Origin of the sequence: Kineosporia corallincola, from assembly GCF_018499875.1 — a bacterium.
In the GTDB taxonomy this organism is placed as follows: Bacteria; Actinomycetota; Actinomycetes; order Actinomycetales; family Kineosporiaceae; genus Kineosporia; species Kineosporia corallincola.
Map to the genome: position 1 here is coordinate 452169 of NZ_JAHBAY010000002.1, position 19855 is coordinate 472023.

General features: G+C 70.6%; 21 protein-coding genes. 9 read left to right on the forward strand and 12 right to left on the reverse strand.

Features of this window, described 5'->3' with window-relative positions:
- Window positions 1-26: 26 nt before the first annotated feature.
- A complete protein-coding gene (locus KIH74_RS06270) occupies window positions 27-1073 on the reverse strand; it encodes a glycoside hydrolase family 6 protein (protein ID WP_214154816.1) in 1047 nt (348 codons plus the stop codon).
- Window positions 1074-1369: 296 nt separating this feature from the next.
- On the opposite strand from KIH74_RS06270, the gene KIH74_RS06275 reads away from it, so the two are divergent.
- Complete coding sequence (locus KIH74_RS06275; RefSeq protein ID WP_214154817.1) at window positions 1370-1843, forward strand: hypothetical protein; 474 nt, start codon at window positions 1370-1372, stop codon at window positions 1841-1843.
- A gap of 442 nt (window positions 1844-2285) precedes the next feature.
- Complete coding sequence (locus KIH74_RS06280; RefSeq protein WP_214154818.1) at window positions 2286-2744, forward strand: hypothetical protein; 459 nt, start codon at window positions 2286-2288, stop codon at window positions 2742-2744.
- A 41-nt stretch (window positions 2745-2785) separates the two neighbouring features.
- On the opposite strand, the gene KIH74_RS06285 is transcribed toward KIH74_RS06280, so the two are convergent.
- The 8 genes from KIH74_RS06285 to KIH74_RS06315 all read right to left on the reverse strand — a co-directional run bounded on the left by KIH74_RS06285 (window position 2786) and on the right by KIH74_RS06315 (window position 11206).
- Window positions 2786-3541, reverse strand: coding sequence for a hypothetical protein (locus tag KIH74_RS06285; protein WP_214154819.1), 756 nt, complete (start codon window positions 3539-3541; stop codon window positions 2786-2788).
- Between the two features lie 407 nt (window positions 3542-3948).
- Window positions 3949-4419: a BLUF domain-containing protein gene (locus tag KIH74_RS06290; RefSeq protein WP_308113628.1), complete on the reverse strand. Its 471-nt coding sequence runs from the start codon at window positions 4417-4419 to the stop codon at window positions 3949-3951.
- Between the two features lie 126 nt (window positions 4420-4545).
- A complete protein-coding gene (locus KIH74_RS37515; RefSeq protein ID WP_281417679.1) occupies window positions 4546-4677 on the reverse strand; it encodes a hypothetical protein in 132 nt (43 codons plus the stop codon).
- Window positions 4678-4698: 21 nt separating this feature from the next.
- A complete protein-coding gene (locus tag KIH74_RS37520) occupies window positions 4699-5709 on the reverse strand; it encodes a hydroxyacid dehydrogenase (RefSeq protein WP_214154821.1) in 1011 nt (336 codons plus the stop codon).
- Window positions 5710-5812: 103 nt separating this feature from the next.
- Window positions 5813-7594: an ABC transporter ATP-binding protein gene (locus KIH74_RS06300; RefSeq protein WP_214154822.1), complete on the reverse strand. Its 1782-nt coding sequence runs from the start codon at window positions 7592-7594 to the stop codon at window positions 5813-5815.
- Window positions 7591-9267 carry an ABC transporter substrate-binding protein gene (locus KIH74_RS06305; RefSeq protein WP_214154823.1) on the reverse strand — a complete coding sequence of 559 codons (1677 nt, stop codon included), beginning with the start codon at window positions 9265-9267 and terminating at the stop codon, window positions 7591-7593. The genes KIH74_RS06300 and KIH74_RS06305 overlap by 4 nt, the downstream gene beginning before the upstream one ends.
- A 14-nt stretch (window positions 9268-9281) precedes the next feature.
- A complete protein-coding gene (locus KIH74_RS06310; protein WP_214154824.1) occupies window positions 9282-10283 on the reverse strand; it encodes an ABC transporter permease in 1002 nt (333 codons plus the stop codon).
- Window positions 10280-11206 carry an ABC transporter permease gene (locus tag KIH74_RS06315; protein WP_214154825.1) on the reverse strand — a complete coding sequence of 309 codons (927 nt, stop codon included), beginning with the start codon at window positions 11204-11206 and terminating at the stop codon, window positions 10280-10282. Before KIH74_RS06315 ends, KIH74_RS06310 begins: the two co-directional genes overlap by 4 nt.
- 48 nt (window positions 11207-11254) lie before the next feature.
- Between KIH74_RS06315 and KIH74_RS06320 the strand changes: the two genes are divergently transcribed.
- The 3 genes from KIH74_RS06320 (at window position 11255) to KIH74_RS06330 (ending at window position 12342) form a co-directional block, all read left to right on the forward strand.
- Entirely contained in the window at window positions 11255-11542 is a 288-nt protein-coding gene (locus tag KIH74_RS06320) for a hypothetical protein (protein ID WP_214154826.1), read from the forward strand.
- On the forward strand, window positions 11539-11967 hold the full coding sequence (locus KIH74_RS06325; RefSeq protein ID WP_214154827.1) for a hypothetical protein: 429 nt from the start codon (window positions 11539-11541) through the stop codon (window positions 11965-11967). Before KIH74_RS06320 ends, KIH74_RS06325 begins: the two co-directional genes overlap by 4 nt.
- 72 nt (window positions 11968-12039) lie before the next feature.
- On the forward strand, window positions 12040-12342 hold the full coding sequence (locus tag KIH74_RS06330) for a hypothetical protein (protein ID WP_214154828.1): 303 nt from the start codon (window positions 12040-12042) through the stop codon (window positions 12340-12342).
- Window positions 12343-12378: 36 nt separating this feature from the next.
- Here the strand turns inward: KIH74_RS06330 and KIH74_RS06335 are convergent, their stop codons facing one another.
- A complete protein-coding gene (locus KIH74_RS06335; RefSeq protein WP_372492008.1) occupies window positions 12379-12951 on the reverse strand; it encodes a dihydrofolate reductase family protein in 573 nt (190 codons plus the stop codon).
- Between the two features lie 91 nt (window positions 12952-13042).
- Between KIH74_RS06335 and KIH74_RS06340 the strand changes: the two genes are divergently transcribed.
- Complete coding sequence (locus tag KIH74_RS06340) at window positions 13043-13732, forward strand: SDR family NAD(P)-dependent oxidoreductase (protein WP_214154830.1); 690 nt, start codon at window positions 13043-13045, stop codon at window positions 13730-13732.
- Window positions 13733-13757: 25 nt separating this feature from the next.
- Here the strand turns inward: KIH74_RS06340 and KIH74_RS06345 are convergent, their stop codons facing one another.
- Window positions 13758-14750, reverse strand: coding sequence for a hydroxyacid dehydrogenase (locus KIH74_RS06345; protein WP_214154831.1), 993 nt, complete (start codon window positions 14748-14750; stop codon window positions 13758-13760).
- A gap of 419 nt (window positions 14751-15169) precedes the next feature.
- Between KIH74_RS06345 and KIH74_RS06350 the strand changes: the two genes are divergently transcribed.
- Genes KIH74_RS06350 through KIH74_RS06360 form a run of 3 tightly spaced genes read left to right on the forward strand, consistent with a single transcriptional unit; the run spans window position 15170 to window position 18710 of the window.
- A complete protein-coding gene (locus KIH74_RS06350; RefSeq protein ID WP_214154832.1) occupies window positions 15170-16156 on the forward strand; it encodes an ABC transporter permease in 987 nt (328 codons plus the stop codon).
- A complete protein-coding gene (locus KIH74_RS06355; protein ID WP_214154833.1) occupies window positions 16153-17046 on the forward strand; it encodes a carbohydrate ABC transporter permease in 894 nt (297 codons plus the stop codon). Before KIH74_RS06350 ends, KIH74_RS06355 begins: the two co-directional genes overlap by 4 nt.
- A gap of 32 nt (window positions 17047-17078) precedes the next feature.
- On the forward strand, window positions 17079-18710 hold the full coding sequence (locus KIH74_RS06360; protein WP_214154834.1) for an extracellular solute-binding protein: 1632 nt from the start codon (window positions 17079-17081) through the stop codon (window positions 18708-18710).
- 37 nt (window positions 18711-18747) lie between these two features.
- Here KIH74_RS06360 and KIH74_RS06365 read toward each other — a convergent pair whose 3' ends face one another.
- A complete protein-coding gene (locus KIH74_RS06365; RefSeq protein ID WP_214154835.1) occupies window positions 18748-19812 on the reverse strand; it encodes a LacI family DNA-binding transcriptional regulator in 1065 nt (354 codons plus the stop codon).
- Between the last annotated feature and the right edge of the window lie 43 nt (window positions 19813-19855).

A 19855-nucleotide genomic window follows, 5' to 3' on the forward strand; every position in this document is an offset into this window, starting at 1 on the left:
CCGATCGTCCGTCGGGTCCGGTGAAACTACTTGCCCTTGACCAGGTTGTACGCGATCTGCGGGTCGAACGCGCCGGCGGTGGAGCCGGGCGCCACCCCGCAGGAGCCGTCGGACTCACCCGGGGTCTTGATCCACAGCCGGGCCTCGGGCTGCTTCGTGGTGGCGTTCTTGGTGACCCGCGAGGTGACGCCGATCTTGCGGCCGGCCGGGTTGCACCAGGTGCCGTTGCTGCCCTTGCCGTTGCGGCTGGTGTCGATCACGTAGCGTTTGGTGCTGACGCCCTTGGCCTTCAGCGCCTTGTTCAGCTTGGCGGCGAAGGCCTTCTCGTCTTGCGTGGTGTGGTAGTTCGACACGTTGAGCGAGAACCCGCGCACGTTGTTGATGCCGGAGGCCTTGAGCCGCTTCGACATGGCCGCGGCGGTGGCGTAGTTCGAGTTGCCGGCGTCGAGGTAGACGTAGGCGTTGGGCGCCTTCTTGCTGAACTGCTGGGTGGCGTAGGTGAGCAGCTTCTGCCGGGTGGTGGCCGCGGTGGTGCTCAGGCAGCTCAGGTCGGCCAGGGCGTCCGGCTCGAGGATGACCAGGGCGGGCTTCTTGCCGATGCCGGTGGCGAATTGGCTGATCCAGGTGCGGTACTGGGTGGCGGCGGCGCCACCGGCCGACTCCTTGCCGCAGGCGTCGCGGTCGGGGATGTTGTAGGCCACCAGCACCGGGGTCTTCTTCTTTTTCGCGGCCGCCGTGACGTAAGTGCTCACGGCGGGCTTGATGTCGCCCGACCAGGCGCCGTACCAGCGCGCCATCGGCTGGGTCGAGATGCCCTTGCGGATGGTCGCGGTGCGGCTGTCGCCGGAGTTGGCCTTGACCCAGGTGGCCGGGCCCGAGGTCGGGTCGACGTAGAAGGTGGTGCTGTTGGTCAGCGGCTTGGTGACGGCCGCCGCGGCGACCGACGACGTGGATGCCTTGGAAGTCGTTGCTGTGGTGGTGGTCTCGGCGTGCCCGGCCAGGCTCTGCACCAGGGCGCCGCCGACGGCGAGGGATGCGGCGGCGGCCAGGACCACGGTGGTACGTCGTTTCACGGAACCTCTTCGGGCGGATCGGCACGGACCCCGGAGGTCGGGGGCAGCCGAACGTACCGGTCAGACCGTTAAGTTCAGCGTATTCGCCGCATAAGCCGCCGATGCCCGTGGGACATCTCACAGAATGCCCACAGGCGTCTGCCCAGCGAACTTTCGGGTTAGAGTCCGGTTTCCGGACGAAGCTGGGGGGCATCGACATCCGTGTGTAGCTGGGGACCCGGGCAACCGGGGTGCTACTGCGTGTCGCGACGCCGTGACGTCCGGCACCTGAAGCACCTCGCGAGCAAGGAGCCACCATGCGAAACCCCAAGATCTCCCGGCCGGTCCGGGTCCTGCTGGCCGGCGCGGCCGCCGTCGCCACCGTGCTGGTGCCGGTCGGCGCCGCCTCGGCGAAGCCGGTGACCACCGCCGGGCAGTTCCGCGCCGCCGGCACCACCAACTGCGGTTCCACCGTCAACGGGTTCGACTACTACGTCACGGTGCGCACCAAGGCCGTGGCCGGGCGCACGCTCTACCTCAAGACGGGCCGGGTGTTCGACGAGGACTACTCCTACGTCAGCGGCGGCAAGACCACCGACCGCACCTGGATCGACAAGCGCAAGGTCGGCTCGTCCTCCTGGACCCAGTGCGGGCCGTTCAACGCCTACATGAGCCACGAGGTCTCGAACCCCACCGGCTACCAGACCCGCGCCTGCTTCGACTACAAGAGCGGCAGCAGCCGGATCGCCTCCTGCACCAGCTGGTACAGCGGCCACGACGGCTCCTCCTGACCGGTCCCGCAGCACCCGCGCGTGATCACGGCGAGGGGTGACCCTCGCCGTGATCACGCGCGGCCCGGCCGTTCTGGATCATCGCGAGCGTGTGCGCCGGGACGACCATCGCCGTGGGCACGAGCACCGTTCGTCAGCCGGATCGGCCCCGCCGAGCGTCCCTCCTCAGCCCACGTGCACCAGGTCGACGTGAGTGACTCAGGCCGCTCGCGCCCACCTCCACGGCCGGGCACACCGAAAGACCAGCCTTGCCAATGACTTTGGATTTCTCATGCCAGCCGGCGCGACCGGAAGGGTCGCCAGGGGACGTGACGCGTCGATGGCCGGCGAAAGAGCAGTGCCGTTCGAGCGAACGGGACCGCGGCAGATTCGGCAGGCATATGATCGCACCTTCGAGCGAAGGGCTGCCGAATCCGAGTTGTGGACCTTGATACGTCGCCAGATGAGTCTGACTGCCGTGACGGTGAATTCCGGCCGGCACCTGATCTGCGCCGTCACGGCCTCCGAGTCGTCGGAGTCGTGCGCCGTCTCGGTGTCCGTCGATTCGGTGACCGTCGCGCGGGGCGAGGGTGACGATTTCGAGCTCGCGTTTCAGCTCCTACGGGCCGAGCTGGAGGCTCTCGGGCTGCACCTGCTCTGCAACCGGTATCGGCGCGATGCGTTCGTGACCTCGTTGTCCCGGCAGATGAGCGGCGGCCTGGGCTGCTACCTCGTGGAGCCCCGCCGTCCTGTCGATCCCGGCCGCATCGTCGACTGTCTCGGACCGGCCCGCGCGTCGGACGTCGTCTCGAAGGAGGAGGCCGACGCCTTCATCGCCGGATGGAGATCCCGGCCTCCCCTGCTCCTGCTGCCGATCCTGCTCTGGCGCTCCTGGCGGGAAAGAGTTCGAGGGCAGACCTGAGCTCGTCCTCCGTCACGAGCCGGTGATCAGGGCCTGACCCGTCATCGGCTCACGCTGACCTTGCGGACGCTGCTGGCCCCGGCCTCGAACTGGTCGGTGGCCGCCGACAGCGAGCGGAACGCGTAGGTTCCCTTGTTGCTCACCTTGACGCTCGTGGTCGCGCAGCCGAGCGAGTCGGTGTACGTCAGTGGGGCTTTGGTCTCGGAGCTCGCGCCCGGCTTGCGGAAGACGACCCGCACGGACTGGTACGCCAGGGTGTGGCCGTCCCCGCTCACGCACGTTCTGACCGACACGCTGCGACCCACCTTCGCCGTCCTGGCCACGCTGGTGACCACGGTCTGGGTCAGCTTCGCGAGCGGGCTCACGGTGACCGTCAGCGGGTAGTCCTGCTCGAGCGTCTTGTTGTACTCGGCGTCGTAGAGTGTCAGCGATGCCGTGCCACCGAAGACGCCGAATCCGTCCGTCGGGCACCAGAACGCCTCCTGGGTGACCGTCGCGGTCCCGGTGGAGCCGAAGTCCTCGAAGTCGACGTCGCCCACCAGCCCCGAGCTGAACGTCGTGTTCAGGATGTAGCTGCCCCCGGCCGGGCCCGAGATGGTGAAGGCCAGGGGAATGTCCTCACAGCTCCCCCAGGGAGCGGCCTCGAACTCGAAGTCCAGGGCGCCGGCCGTGGCCGTCAGGGCGCCTCCCGAGCCGATCGGCCGCTCCTGGGTCGCGGCCTGTGCGGGGGACGAGAGGGCGAGCGTCCCCACGGCCGACGCGGTCGCCGCCGCCGCGACGGTGATGATTCTCCACATGTGACGCTCCCTGGCCCGTGCCGCCTTCCGGACGCCAGCCCCATCGGCCCCGGGCCCCGTGACCTGAGGTCGCTCAGGGGATCGGGCTATCCATGCGGCCGGCGCGGATACAGAAGGTGGTTTCGTGCGACAGAGGTGCCTCCGTTCAGGTGACCTGACGACCCGCCGGGCCGGGCCGACGGCCACACCCGGTGCGGGCACGCCTGCGCGGCGCCAGGTCAGGACCAGCTCCTGGCGTGGGGGTCAGCGCTGCGGGCCCCGGTCAGGCGCTCGTCCGTCGCGGACACCGAAGGGGTCAGTCAGGAGGCGGCCGAGGCCGTCCGGCCCGAAACAGCGGTGATCGGGCAGCTGGACGACGAGGGGACCGCGCCCGGCCCCCTCCCCCTGCTCCGACCACGAGATCCCGCTCAGTGCTGCCGGCCGTCCAGCAGCAGCGAGCGCGCGAAACCCGGTTCCCGGAGGTAGGTCTCGATGTCGCCGCTGCCGTCGCCGGCCGGGCGGCCGGCGAGTTCGCGCACGGCGTCGAAGGTGACCACGTTCAGTCGCATGCGCCAGCCCTCGCAGGAACGCCCGTCGCGCTCCTGGCGCGACAGCACCGTGACCTCGTCGTGCAGCTCGTCCCGCAGGATGCGCCGGTAGGTCTGCTCGACGGCGTCCGGCTGCCCCTCCAGCAGCTGCACGAAGAACGCCTGCCGGGTGTGCTCGCCGGGTTCGATCTGCTGGAACGGCTCCTCCAGCCGGGCCCGCTCGTGCACGTGCACGAGAGCACCGGTCAGCCCTTCCCGGGCGTTGCGCGTGCGGCACGGCCCCAGGAAGGACTCCAGCTGGTCCTCCGTCAGGTCGACGCCGGCCCGGCTGACATAGATGAGTTCGTGCACTGACAACGCGGGGGCCTTCCGTGGGTGGGGACGCCACCGGACACCGGCGCCTGGGACGAGTTGTAGCACTCACCGCCCCGGCCGCACCTCACCCCTACGGGTGGCCGCGGGCTCCCGGGGAATGACTCACCGGTCCTCGTCGTCCAACCCCACGACGTCGTCCCTGCCGGCCTCCACCTCTGTGACGTCCGCGTCGTGCACCAGGATCGTCTGGTAGTGGGGAACGGCCAGGGCATCGAACCGCAGAAGGGGATCCACGGCACGACCCTGCCATATCGCTCAGGCCGTCAGATCCAGCCGTTCCCGGTCGATCTCGTACCGCAGCGGCAGGCCGGCGGCGAACCGCGCGATCTCCCCCGCAGCCGCGATTCCCAGCCGCTCCCGCTCGGTGCCCAGGCTGCCGGCGATGTGCGGGGTGAGCACCACGTTGTCCAGTGCCGCCAGCCGATGGCCGGCCGGCAGCGGCTCCGGGTCGGTCACGTCCAGCAGGGCCAGCAGGTCGCCGCGTTCGGCCAGCACCGCGGCCAGCGCGTCGTGGTCCACCAGCCCGCCCCGTGCGGTGTTGATGAAGGACGCCCGCAGCGGCAGTCTCTCGAGCTCGCGGCGGCCGATCATCTGCCGGGTGGCGGGAGTCAGGGGCGCGTGCAGGGTGAGCACGTCCGAGCGGGAGAACACCGCGCCCAGGTCGTGCCGGGTCACCCCCAGCCGGGCGCACCGTTCCCCCGGGGCGAACGGGTCGTAGGCGATCACCTCGACACCGGGGGCGGTGTCGCGCAGCCGCTCGGCCACCAGCGTGCCGATCAGGCCGAGCCCGACCACCCCCACCACCGCGCCGTCCGCCCCGCGCACGCCCTCGCGCCGCACCGGGCCCCGGGCGTCCCTCGACCGGAGGGCCAGGCGCCAGGCGTTCTTCAGGCACAGCACGATCTGGGCCACGGTGAAGTCGGCCACCGGAACGGCGTTCGCGCTCGCGGCCGTGGTGACCCGTATGCCGCGGGCCCAGACCTGGTCGGTGACCAGGTCGCGGATGCTGCCCGCCGCGTGCACCACCAGTTCCAGCTCGGGCAGCCGGTCGAGCACGGCCCGCTCCAGCCGGGGCGCGCCCCAGCCGGTCAGCAGGATCCGCGCCGACGACGGATCCGCCTGCGCCACCAGCGTTTCCGGGTCCATGTCGATCAGCGTGGCCTCGCGCCCGATCAGCGCGCGGGCCCGCTCACCCAGCACCGCGGCACGGTGCTCCGCGCCCAGACAGCTCACCACGGTCAGCCCGGCACCCGTCACCTGCGACATCGGTCCCTCTTTCACACCAGAGCCTGAGGACGTCTGCCGGCATCGTTCGGTGCCCGTGGGCACCCGGTCAACACCCGACTGCCCCGACGATCAGAAGCGATCGTCACCCGGCCGCGGACTCGGACGCGGACTCGGCAGCGGACTCGGCCGGCCGGGGTCCGGTGGTCAGGGCCTGCCAGGCCTGTCTGCGGCGGCGCTGCTCGTGCGGGTCGGCCACCGGCGCGGCGGCCAGCAGGCGCCGGGTGTAGGGGTGCCGGGGTGCGCTCAGCACCTGCCCGGCCGGGCCCTGCTCCACGATCCGCCCGTCGTTCATCACCGCCACCCGGTCGGCCAGCTGCTCCACCACGGCCAGGTCGTGGCTGATGAACAGGCAGGCGAACCGCAGCCGGGTCTGTAGCTCCCGCACCAGTTCCAGCACCGCGGCCTGGACCGACACGTCCAGGGCGCTGGTCGGCTCGTCCGCGATCAGCAGCGCCGGGTCGAGGGCCAGGGCCCGGGCGATGGCGATGCGCTGACGCTGCCCGCCGGACATCTCGTGCGGGTAGCGGTCGGCGAAGTCGGCCGGTACCCGCACGGCCTCCAGCAGCTCGGCGATCCGCCGGCGCAGCTGCGGGCCCCGCAGGCCGGTGTGCAGGGTCAGCGGCTCGGCGATGCTGGTGGCCACGCTGTGCCGCGGGTTCAGCGAGGACGCCGGGTCCTGGAACACGATGCCCATCCGGGACCGGATCCCGCGCAGGGTGCGCGCCCCCCGCAGGGACCGGCGCGAGGCCAGGGCCACGTCGACCCCGTCCACCCGCAGCGTCCCGGAGGTCACCGGCACCAGCCCGGCCAGCGCCCGGCCCAGGGTGGACTTGCCCGAGCCGGACTCGCCGACCAGGCCGAGCACCTCACCCGCCGCGATGCCCAGGTCCACGCCGTCCACGGCGCGCACCCCGGTGCGCCGTCCCCGGCCCCGGTACTCGATCACGACGTCGCGGAACGTCACGAGCTGATCGTCGTCCTCAGGCAGTTGCCCTGAACCCAGCCGCCCCGCAACCTGCTGCCCCGAAAACCAATGCTCCGCAACCGGTTCGGCCGGAACCGGGCCCAGTTCGGGAAGCCGGGGCACGGCGCTCAGCAGACTGCGGGTGTACTCGTGCCGGGGCCGGGCGAAAAGCTCGGCCACCGGCGCCTTCTCCACCACCTCGCCGTCCCGCATCACCACCACGTCGTCGGCCAGGTCGGCGACCACCCCCATGTCGTGGGTGATCAGCAGGATCGAGGTGTCCAGCCGGGCGCAAAGCTCACGCAGCAGGTGCAGGATGCCGGCCTGCACGGTCACGTCGAGCGCCGTGGTCGGCTCGTCGGCGATCAGCAGCACCGGGTCGCAGCTGACCGCCATGGCGATCATCGCGCGTTGCAGCTGACCGCCGGACAGCTCGTGCGGGTAGGCCCCGGCGATCCGCTCCGGGTCGTCCAGCCCGACCGAGGTGAGCAGCTCACGCACCTGCGCGGCGGCCTCCGCACGGGAGACCGTGCGGTGGGTGCGGATCGCCTCGGCGATCTGCGCGCCCACCGTGAACACCGGGTTCAGGGCCGTCATCGGTTCCTGGAACACGGTGCCGATCTCGCCGCCGCGCACCTGGCGCAGCCGCCCGGGGTCGGCACCGATCAGTTCCTCGCCGTTGAGCCGGATGCTGCCGCCGACCCGGGCGGTGCCGGGCATCAGGCCGAGCACGGCCGTGGCGCTGACGCTCTTGCCCGACCCGGACTCCCCCACCAGGGCGGTGACCCGCCCGCGCAGCAGCTCGAAAGCCGTTCCGCGGACGGCGTCCACCCGGCGGCCGTCGGTCTCGAAGGAGACGTTGAGGTCGTCGACGGCCAGGACCGCTGTTTCGGATGTCACTGGCCCAGCGAGACCTTCAGGTAGTTCGGGTAGGCCGGGAACGGCGTCACGAAGAAGTTCTGCACGTTCGAGCCGTGCAGGAACGAGTTCTTCTTGAACAGCAACGGCACCACCGGCGCGTCCTCCAGGATGCGCCGGTCGGCCTCGGCCCACAGGCTCTGCGCCTGGGTGGCGTCGGTGCTGGCGCTGGCCTCGTCGATCAGCTCGTCCACCTCCGGCTCGGAGTAGCGCGACAGGTTGAACCCGCCGCCGCCGATCTCGCTGGAGGCGAACAGCGGCTGGATGTTGCCGTTGGCGCTGGGGAAGTCGGGCTGCCAGCTGGCCAGCGCCAAGTCGTAGTCGCCCTGGTCGGAGGTGACGTCGGCGTACCAGGAGTCGTACTCCTCGGACTTGATCGTCACCTCGATGCCGGCCCGCTTCAGGCCCTGCTGGATGGCCTGCGCCTTGAGCAGTTCCACCGGGTCGCTCTCGACCAGCAGCGTCAGGTCGAGCTTCGGGTCGCCGGCCTCGGCCAGCAGCGCCTTGGCCTTGTCCAGGTCGCCGCTCTCCCCGGCCGGGTACAGGTCGTACTCCTGCCGGCCGGCGATGCCCGGGGTGATCAGGGTGGTGGCCGGCTCGCCGCCGATCGATCCGCCCACGGCGATCTGGAACGCCTTCTTGTCCACGGCGTACTGGAGGGCCTGACGCACCTTGAGATCGTCCAGCCCGTCACGCTTCACGTTGATCGCCAGGTAGGCCAGGGCACCCGCCTCCGAGGTGACCAGCCGGGACTTCGCCCCGGCGTCGTTCTGGATCTGCGACAGCTGGGCCGGCGGCACGAACGAGGCCTGGAAGGCGTTCTTGTCGTCGCCGGAGTCGGCGATCAGCCGCTGCGCCGCCACCGTGTCGTCCTGGCCCAGCTCGAAGGTGATGGTGTCGGGCCCGGCGGTGCGCACGTCGTCGGTGGCCTGGTCCCAGTTCGGGTTGCGGCTCAGCGACAGCGACGAGCCCTCCTTGTAGGACTCCACCTGGTAGGGGCCCGAGGACACCGGATGCAGGCCGTACTCCTGCGGTTTCGCGTCGGCCGCCTCCGGCACCGGCGAGAACGCCGGCATCGAGACGATCCACGGCCAGTCGCCGTAGGAGGTGTTCAGGTGAAAGACGATGGTGGTGTCGTCCGGCGTCTCGATCGAGTCCAGGTCGCCGTCGGTGTAGGGACCCTCGTAGGTGTCACCGCCGTCCAGCAGGCTCTTGTGGTAGCCCAGCCCACCGGACAGCTCGGGCGCGAAAGACCGCTCGATACCGTACTTCACGGCCTCGGCGGTGATCGGCGTGCCGTCGGAGAACTTCAGGCCGCTCTTGAGCGTGTAGGTCCAGGTCTTCCCGTCGTCACTGGGTGTCCCGGTGTCGGTGGCCAGGTCGGGCACCGCCCGGGCGGTCTTGCCCGGCTCGATCTCCCAGCTGGTCAGGCGCCGGTTGAACAGGCCCAGGGTGGTGATGGCCAGGTTCGAGCTCTTGGCCGGGTCGAGGGTGACCGTGGTGGAGCTGGTCAGGATGGTCAGGTCACCGCCCTTGACGGTGGACGACGTGCTGGCCGCGCCCTCCGGTGAACTGGAGTTGGCGTTGCAGGCGGTCAGGGTCAGGGCGGCGGCGGCCGCCACCGCGCTGACGCTCAGCCAGGAACGGCGTTTCATGAAGAGTCCCATCCTTAGGAGTGCGTCTGGGCGACGCGGGGGTCGAGCAGGCCGTAGACGACGTCGACGGCGGCATTGGCCAGCACGACCATGAAGGCGGCCAGGAGCACGGTGCCGAGCAGGAGCGGCAGGTCGCCGGTCCCGACGGCGCTCAGCAGCAGGGAGCCGAGACCCTGCATGCTGAAGACACGTTCGGTGATGATCGCCCCGCCCAGCAGCTGGCCGAGGTCGGAGCCGAACACGGTGACCACCGGGATCAGTACGTTGCGCAGGGCGTGCCGGCCGACCACCGTGCGCTCGCGCAGGCCCTTGGCCCGGGCGGTGCGGATGTAGTCCTCCTGGAGCACCTCGATCATCTGCCCCCGGGTGAGCCGGGCGTAGACGGCCGAGGTGAACAGGGCCAGCACGCACCACGGCAGGATCAGGTGCCAGGCCCAGTCCAGGGGGCTCTCGGTGAGCGGGACGTAGCCGGCCACCGGCACCATGTCGAGGGTGAAGCCGAACAGCAGGATGCCCAGCAGCCCGAGCAGGTAGACCGGCGTGGAGACCCCGGCGACCGCGAGAGCCATGGCCGAGCGGTCGATCGCGGTGCCCTGGCGCACCGCCGCCAGCACCCCCAGGCCGACACCGATGGCCAGCCACAGCACGGCGGCGCCGGCCGCGATCGAGAAGGTGACCGGCATCCGGGCCAGGATCAGCTGCGTCACCGGCTGGTTGAGCTGGAACGAGTAGCCGAAGCAGGGCGCCGAGCAGTGCACCGCGGCGGGCCCGCTGCCGAAGTCGCGGCCCCGGAAGATACCGGCGACGAAGTCGAGATACTGCTGCCACCAGGGCTTGTCGAAGCCCATGAACTCGCTCGCGGTGGCCAGGCCCTCCGGGGTGCAGGGCCGTCCGCAGGACATCTGCGCCGGGTCGGAGGGCAGGGCCAGGAACACCAGGTAGGTGAGCAGGCTGATGGTGACCAGCACGGCGAGCACGCCGGCCAGGCGCCCGGCCAGGAACCGTGCGGTCCTCATGCCGTCACCTCCGTGCGGCGTTCCGTGCCGCGTCCCGGGCGCCGGGCCGAGCGCGGGTCGACGGCGTCGCGCAGGCCGTCGCCGAGCAGGTTGAAGGCCAGGGTGATCAGGAACAGGGCCGCGCCGGGGAAGAACAGGAACATCGGATCGGTCTGCACCCACCCGATGCCGGTGCCGATCGAGCGTCCCCACGAGGGGGTCGGGGCGGGAACCCCCACGCCGAGGAACGACAGCGCGGCCTCGGTGCTGATCAGGCCCGGGATCAGGATGGTGGTGTAGACGATGATCGTGACGCCCAGATGCGGCAGCACCTGGCGGACCAGCACGTGCGGGGTGCCGGCGCCCATCGCCGTGGAGGCCACCACGAACGTGCGGTGTTTCAGGCTGAGCGTCTGCCCACGGGTCACCCGGGCGATGGTCGGCCAGCCGAACAGGCCGATCACCAGGATCACCAGCCAGGTGCGCGGGAACCGGGCCGACACGAGAGCCCCCAGGGCGATGGTGAACACCAGAAACGGGAATCCGTAGAGCACGTCGACGGCGCGGCTGGCCAGCCGGTCGTACCAGCCCCCGAAGAAGCCGGCGGTGATCCCGACGACGACCCCGACCAGGACGGCGATCGCGGTGGCGGCCAGGCCCACGAGCAGGGACGTGCGGGCGCCGTGGACGACGATCGCGAACAGGTCGCGGCCGGTCTGCGGCTCCACGCCGAACCAGTGCTCGGCGCCGATACCGCCGCCGGTGCCGAGCGGCAGGCCGGTGTCGTCGAGGGTGTCGAGGTGGTAGGTGTAGGGATCCTGGCCCTCGATCGCGGTGAGAACCGGCGCCAGCGCGGCCACCAGCAGGAATCCCGCGACGACTGCTCCACCTGCCAGGGTCCAGCGGTCGGCGGGGAGCGGTCGGGGGTGACGCCGGTTGCCCATCTACGTCCAATCCGGGCGAAAAGCCTTTTGCCTCGTGAAACGACCGTCATGACACCACAAGACGACAATATTGGTCAAGAAAGTCCAAGATCCACGGAGGATCGGCCCCGCCGGCTGGCGGCCGGGATCGCCACCGACCTCGGGCAGCCACAGGCGAACATCGGTGGACGGCGCTCCCGTCACGCCCTGGGCTACGAGACCTCGGCGGGGCAGCTGGACGAGACCGCCGGGGAACAGCGGGCGCTCACCGAAGGCCTGGACACTGCACCGCAACCCTGCGCCGGATCCGGCAAGAGACGTCCCTGCGCCGGGTCCACGACCATCTCGGCGCGGTGACCGCTGAGCTGGACAGTGCCAGCGCCACTTTCGACGCCGTCCTCACCGGCCTGGACGAAGCCGGTTCCCGCCTGGAGGAACTGACCGACGAGCACCTGGCCGGCGCCGTGCGGCGCCTGGCGCAGCGGACCCAGGAGTCCGGGCAGGCCCTCGCGGTGCTCCAGGACGATGTCGCCGCGGAACTCGTGGCGGCGGCCGACGGCACCGGCAACGAACCCGGCGATCCGGTGAGGATCCGGATCGCCCGGCTACGTGAGCACGGCCATGCCCCGCAGCGACACGGTGCCCAGGTCACTGAGCGAGAGCTCACCGACCGCGCGCTGTGGGGTATCGACCCGATGACCGGGACCACGACCGACGGGGAGAACGGCACCCAGCACCGGTGCGGCCGCAACGCCACCAAGTTCACCTCGACGGCTTCCTGATCGCGGCCTTCGCCAGAAGGGCAGCGGCACCTATGAACTGATCACCATGTACCCCGACCCCAAGGACTGAGCATGGCATCGGCCCCGGACACCAGAACCTTCCTGGAGCTCTCCGGCGACATGATGGACGTGAACTCCCTGATCCGCGGCTGGGAGGACCATTTCGTCCACCAGGTGGCGAACCTGCGCGACGAATCGCTGCGGCAGAGCTTCCGCCGCGGCTTTGCCCACAGCGTCACCGGCGGCCTCACCCCCCAGGAGTACGAGCGGGCCACCGGCTGGGACTTCGACACCCCCGCCGAACTCCACGAACACCTGCGCACCCTGTGGACCAGGTTCTACGGCGACGCCGATCCCCGCGACAGCCTGACCTGAGCGACCCGAACGACCCGGGCGTCCTGAAACCCAGAATTAGTGGACGACGTCAAAGACGTTCTTCTGCACCCCGTTCGAGTACACCTCGTGTTCCACGAGCCGCAGCTTGCGGGCGTCCTGGTCGGCGGTGGAGAACATCCGCCGGCCCGCGCCGAGCAGCAGCGGGAACACCAGCAGGTGATAGCGGTCGATCAGCCCGGCGTCCGACAGGGCCTGGTTCAGCGAGGCGCTGCCGTGCACGATGATCGGGCCGCCCTCGGTCTGCTTGAGGGCGGCGACGTCGTCGAGCGAGCGCAGCACGGTGGTCTCGCCCCAGCCGGTGGCGAGGTCGGCCTCGGCGAGCGTGGTGGACACGACGTACTTGGGCATGGCGTTGTAGGCGGCGAACTCGTTCATCGACGGCCAGACCGGGCTGAACGCCTGGTAGCTGACGCGGCCCAGCAACATGGCGGTGGCCTCGTCCTGCTCGGTGCCCTTGATCGCGTAGGCCTCGGGCACGAAATCGACCTGCTTGAACGTCCAGCCGGAGTTGCGGTAGCCCTCCTCGCCGCCGGGCGCCTCCACGACACCGTCGAGGGAGAGGAAGGCGGTGCTGATCAGCGTGCGCATGTGCTCGTCCTTGCCGGCCGGGAACAGGTCGGCGCCATCATGGCACCGGCGGTGACCAGCCGGCAGGAGATCGGCGAGTAAGATCAGTTCCATGGATCTCGAACTGAAAGACCGGGTGGTGCTCGTCGCCGGCGGCAGCGGGCTGATCGGGCGCGCGGTGGTGGAACGGCTGCGGCTGGAGGGGGCCACGGCGCTGGTCGCCTCGCGCAGCACCGCCGACGGCGAGCACGGGCTGACGCTGGACGCCCGCGACCAGGAATCGGTGGACGCCGCCTTCCGCACCGCGCTGGAGCGGCACGGCCGCCTGGACGGGCTGGTGGTGACGGCGGCGCCGAGCGCCCGCACCCTGGACCCGGCGCGCAACTCCGACCCGGCGCAGGTGCTGGAGGCCGTCGACGCGAAGGCGCTGTCCTTCCTGCGGCTGGCCAACGCGGCGCTGCCGGTGATGACGGAGGCCGGTTTCGGCCGGATCGTCGGGGTCAGCGGCCAGAACGCCTTCCTCACCGGCAACGTGACCGGGTCGGTGCGCAACGCGGCCCTGGTCATCGCGGCGAAGAACCTGGCCGACGCGGTGGCCGGGTCGGGGGTCACGGTGAACACCGTCAGCCCGGGCCTGGTGACGCAAACGCCTGCGGCGGAGGTGAAACCGGGAACACCGGGCGAGTCGAGCCCGGCCCAGATCGCCGACCTGATCGCATTCCTGGTCTCGCCGCTGGCGGGTGCGATCTCCGGCGGGTCGATCGCGATCGGGCACCGGACGCCCGGCGCCGTCTCCCTCTGAGCCCTCGTCCCCGTGCCCGGGCCGGTCAGGCGATGAAGGGCAGTTCCTCCCGCTCGACCTGACCGGCCAGCGGCTCGCCGCGCACGAGACGCTCCACCTCGGCCACCGCGAACTCCCCCAGCCGGTACACCTCCTTGCCTTCGGCGCCGGCCAGATGCGGTGTGACATAGACGTTGTCGAGTTTCAGCAGGGGGTGCCCGGCGGGCAGCGGCTCCGGGTCGGTGACGTCGAGGACGGCCGAGATCCGGCCCGGTGCGCAGTGCCGTACCAGCGCGGCGGTGTCCACCAGGGAGCCGCGGGCGGTGTTGATGAACAGGGCGCCGTCGGGCATCAGGCTCAGCCGGCGCTCGCCGATCAGACCACGGGTCTCGGGCAGGGCGGGGGCGTGCAGGGTGACGATGTCGCTGCGGGCGCAGAGAGTGTCGAGGGTGACCAGCTCGGCGCCGAACTGCGCGGCCACGGCGGGGCCCGCGTGCGGGTCGGCCAGCAGCACCCGCACATCGAGGTCACGCAGCCGCCGCATCACCAGCCGCCCGATGCGTGAGGCGCCGATGACGCCGACGATGGAGCCGGCCAGCCCGGCCCCGGCCGGCGCCGGGCTGGTGATCCGGGCCGGGTCGGCAGCGTAACGGCGGGCCCGGGCGAACACCTGCTTCGCGCCGAGAACCATGGTGGCTATGGTGAATTCGGCCACCGGAACGGCATTGGCCTGAGCGGCGGACGACACCACGACGCCGCGCTCGTACACGGCCGGCGCGATCAGCGCCTTCACCGTGCCGGCGGCGTGCACCACCGCGCGCAGGTGCGGTGCGGCGGTCAGCACGTCCTCGTCGATGCGGGGGCATCCCCAGCCGCTGACCAGGATCTCGACGGTGGCCAGGGCGCGCCGCGCGGCGGGCGTGCGGAAGTCGGTGAGGACGGCGTCCGGGTCGATCGTCACCGTCCGGCCGAGCCGCTCGCGCAGCGGCCCGGGGAACGCCTGCCGGTGCGCCCGCACGGCCAGGGCGAACGCTGCCACCGGCCGGGCGCGCCTGGCGACAGACCCAGGAACGGGGCCGTCAGCGGGGTCGGCGTCAGGGCCGACAGCGGGTCTGACAGCAGGTCCGGTGCCAGGTCCAGTGCCAGGTCCAGTGCCAGGTCCAGTGACGGGTCCAGCCCCAGGTCCAGTGACGGGTCCGGTGACGGGTCCGGTGACGGGGTCGGTGACGGGGTCGGTGCCGGGCTCGGGACGGGCTGATGCGGCGGGTCGGGCGACCATCGACGGCTCCCTGCTTTAAACGTTTTCTACAAAGCTCGGAAAATAGCTAACCACAGCCCAGCCCTACTCCAGAAGATCGCATCCTGACAAAGGAAATGACGGTTGACCGTCCATAGAAACCGTTTTATCTTTTCGTCACCCTGTTCCCTCGAAGACGAGATCGCGGAGGGTGGTGCCACATGGTCGTGGTCCGCGCCAAGGAACGCATCGGCTCACCGCCGACGCCGCTGCCCCCGCCGGCGGTCCGGCCGGGCCGTCTGCACACGCACGCCCGCCGGCTGTGGGCCGACCGTGCGCTCCTTCTCCTGCTCCTGCCGGGACTGCTGTATTTCCTGGTGTTCCACTACGGTTCGCTGTTCGGCAACGTGCTCGCGTTCAAGGACTACGTGCCCTTCCTCGGCGTGCAGGACAGCCCCTGGGTCGGGACGGACAATTTCCGGCGGATGTTCGCCGACCCGCTGTTCTGGAGCGCGGTCGCGAACACCCTGCTCATCGCCGTCCTGCAATTGGTGTTCTTCTTCCCCGTGCCGCTGGGGCTGGCGCTGCTGCTGCACAGCATCGCGGGCGACACCCTGCGCCGGTTCGTGCAGAGCGTCGTGTACCTACCGCACTTCCTGTCCTGGGTCATCGTGATCGCACTGTTCCAGCACATGCTCGGCGGGGCCGGGGTGGTCAACGGATGGCTGAATGACGTCGGCGTGGGCGGCATCTCGGTGATCGGAAACCCGGACGCCTACAAGCCGCTGGTGGTCGCTCAGCTGATCTGGAAGGAGTGCGGCTGGGCCACGATCATCTTCCTGGCCGCGCTGTCACAGGTGGACGAGCAGCTGTACGAGGCCGCCGCGCTGGACGGCGCGGGCTGGCGGCGCCGGCTGTGGCACGTGACGCTGCCCGCGATCCGGCCGGTGATCGTGCTGCTGCTGGTGCTGCGCCTGGGCGAGTTCCTCTCGATCGGCTTCGAGCAGTTCTTCCTCCAGCGCCAGGCGGTCGGCCCGGAGGCCGGCGAGGTGCTCGACACCTTCGTCTACTTCACCGGTTTCGCCTCCGGCGACTTCGGTTACGCGGCCGCCGTCAGCCTGTTCAAGGGAGCGATCGGGGTGGCGCTGATCTACACGGCCAACAAGGTCGCGCACCGGCTCGGCGAGCAGGGGGTGTACCGCTCATGAGCACCTCGCAGGGCAGGCCGCACCCGCCGTGGATGGAACGTCCGGGCCCGGCGATGCGGCTCGCCAAGGGCATCGCGCTGACCGTGGTGGTGGCGCTGGTGCTGTTCCCGATGTGGACGGTGGTGGCCACCAGCGTCGCCGACCCACAGGAGGTGATCGAGAACGGCGGCTGGGTGGTCTGGCCCGGGCACTGGTCGTTTGCCGCCTACGCCGACGTGCTGCGCGGTGGCATCGTCACCCGGGCGCTGATGGTCAGCGGCCTGGTCACGCTGGTCGGCACCACCCTGAGCCTGTGCTGCACCATCGGCCTGGCCTACGCCCTCAGCCGGCCCCGGCTCTACGGCGGCAGGTTCCTGCTGCTGCTGGTGCTTTTCACGTTCCTGTTCCCGCCCGGCATGGTCCCGCTGTTCCTGGTGGTGCGCAGCGTGGGGCTGTTCGACCAGTACGCCGCCCTGGTGCTGCCGTTCCTGGTCAACGTGTTCAACCTGGTCGTGATGCGGGGCTTCTTCCAGTCCCTGCCCACCGAGGTGATGGAGGCCGCCCGGGTGGACGGCGCCGGGGAGTTCACCATCCTGCGGCGCATCGTGCTGCCGCTGTCGAAGCCGGTGGTCGCGGTGGTCGGCCTGTTCTACGCCGTCGCCTACTGGAACCGGTTCTTCGAGGCCATCATCTACTTCAACGACCAGAGCCGGTGGCCGATCGGCACGGTGCTGCGGCAGTACGTGATCGGCGGCGCCGCCCTGTCCGAGAGCGCGGACGCCACCGCGGCCTCACCGCAGTCCGTGCAGATGGCCGTGGTGGTCCTGGCCACGGCGCCCATCGTCTGCCTCTATCCCTTCCTCCAGCGCTATTTCGTCAAGGGTGTGCTCACCGGCGCGCTGAAGGCCTGACCGAGCCGACCTACCCGAGGAGAAGTTTCGTCATGGATCGACGCTCCCTGTTCAAGGCCGCCGGGGTCGGTGCGTTCGGCCTGGCCACCGGTTCCGTGCTCGGCGCCTGCGGCGGCGGCTCGGGCGGTGACGTCAGCAACGCCGGCAAGGACCTGGCCGCCTGGCCCTCCTACGTGCCGTTCGCCGGCCCGCCGCCGGACGCCCCGGGCGACGAGAGCACCGGCGTGCAGGCGCTGTACCGCGACTACCCGGCCGACCTGGTGCGCTCGGTGCAGGAGACGGTCGGCGACGGCTCGGACGTGACGGCCATGGTCGTCTCGTACGGTGCCCCGCCGAAAGCCCTGGAGAAGAACCGGTACTGGCAGGCGATCAACCAGGCACTGAACGTCAACCTGAAGGTCGTGGTGGTGCCCGACCCCGAGTACGCGCAGAAGATGACGACGCTGATGGCCTCGGGCAGCGACCTGCCCGACATCGTCATGTTCACCAACCTCAACCTGCCCCGGCGGGCCGAGTTCATCCGGCGCAGCTGTGCCGACCTGTCCGACCTGCTGGCCGGTGACGCGGTGAAGGACTACCCGAACCTGGCCAACCTGCCCACCTACGCCTGGAAGGGCATGGGACGCATCGGCGGGCGCATCTACGGCGTGCCGCTGGAGCGGCCGATGCCGGCCAACAGCCTGTTCGTGAACCGCGACATGCTCAACGCCGCCGGCGCCCCGGTGAACTGGGACAAGGACCAGTACCTCGCGGCGATGGCCGAGGTCAGCACCGGCAACCACTGGGGCATCGGCTGGTACAAGACGCTGTTCGGCGGCCTGGGCGGAATCACCTACCACGCAGGATCTTTCGGCGCCCCGAACACCTGGTCCAGCTCGGGCGGCGGGTTCACCCACACCGCCACCACGGGCGAGTTCCAGGAGGCGCTGGCGGTGATGCGGCAACTGGCCGACGCCGGCAGCCAGCACCCGGACAGCGCCACCGCCAGTTCCACCGACATGCAGAACTTCTTCTACAACGGCACGGTCGCCTCGATGAGCAACGGGTTCGGGTCGCTGGCCCTCCAGACCCTCACCCAGATCGACGACCGCTTCGGCCTCGACCTGGCCCGCCCCTACACCCCGGACGCCACGCCCTGGCAGAGCAGCGGCACGTTCGGGTTCGCCACCTTCAAGAAGGCCGCCCCCGACCGGATCCGGATGCTGCTGCGGATCTGCGACTACCTCAGCGCCCCGTTCGGCACCACGGAGTACGAGCTGGCCAACTACGGCGTCGAGGGCGTGCACTTCACCAAGGACGACGGCGTGGTGAGGACGACGAAGCTGTACGACACCGAGAACAGCGTGCTGCTGCCGGTGCGCTACATCGGCACCGCCCCGACCGTGCTGCACCTGCCCGGCCACCCCGACGTGGCACAGGCCGCCTACGACTGGGAGAAGGCCGTACTGCCGCGCAGCGTGGCCAATCCCGCCAACGGCCTCCAGTCCACGACGCTGGCCAACAAGGGCGCCCAGCTCGACCAGATCCTCGGCGACGGGATCGCGGCCATCACCTTCGGCCGTAAGCCGGTGTCGGCCTGGCCCGGCATCGTCAGCGACTGGAAGAAGGCCGGCGGCGACCAGCTGGCCGAGGAGCTGGCCGCGGAGGCCCGGGCCGCCGCCTGAGCGGCCGGCCCGGCCGGGTGACCCTCGCGCCAAGCCGTCAGATCCGCCGCACCGAGTCCCGCACCACGATGTGGGTTCCCAGCACCACGTGACCCGGCTCGGCCGGATCGTCGCTCTCGCGCTCCAGCGCCAGACGCACGGCGGTCCGGCCGAGCTCCTCGTGCGGCACGTGCACCGTGGTCAGCCCCAGGTCCTCGGCCGGCGGCAGGTCGTCGTAGCCGACCAGGGACACGTCGTCGGGAACCCGCAGCCCCTTCTCGACCAGGGCCTGCCGAACCCCGGCGGCGATCTGGTCGTTGGCCCCGAACACCGCGGTGAAGTCGGTGGATCCGGCGAGGTACCGCTTCATCACCCGGTAGCCGTCCGCCCGGGCCAGGCTGGCCGTGTCCAGTTCCAGGGCCGGGTCGTGGGGCACACCGAACGCCGCCAGAGCGTCGCGGTAACCGGTGATCCGGCCCTCACTGGTGGAGTAGCCCGGGCGGTGGCCGACATACAGAATGCGCCGGTGCCCGGCCGACAGCAGGTGACTGGTGACGGCGTGGGCGCCGCCGGTGTTGTCGAACTCCACCACCACCGCCGGCACGTCCGGCCCCAGCGGCGGGCGCCCGCACAGCACCAGCCGCGAGCCGGACGCCGCCAGCGCGTGGGCGTACTCGGCCATCCGGGAGCGGTAGGAGTCGTCGGCGATCACGTTGCCGACCAGGATCACCGCGTCGGCGCTCTCCTGGCGCATCAGGCGCACGGTGGCCAGCTCCCGTTCGGCGCTGCCGCCGGTGGTGCCGATCAGGCAGAGCCGGTCGCGCTGGGCGGCCTCGGTCTGCACGCCCTGCGCGACGTGCGCGTAGTACGGCGAGACCACCGAGTTCAGCACGATTGCAATGCTTTTCGAGGTGGCACCGGACAGGGCGCGGGCGTGCGCGTTGACCACGTAGTCCAGATCGTGCACGGCGCGCATCACCCGGCTGCGGGTGGCCGGGGAGCTGGGGTAAGTGCCGCCGAGGATGCGCGAGACGGTGGCGATCGACACCCCGGCCGCGGCCGCCACGTCACGGATGGTGGTGCGGCGGGCGGGGGATGGCGTGCCGGCGGAATCCTGGGCCATGACACCTCCGGTAGGAACGAAACGCAGCGAGCTTAGTCGGCCG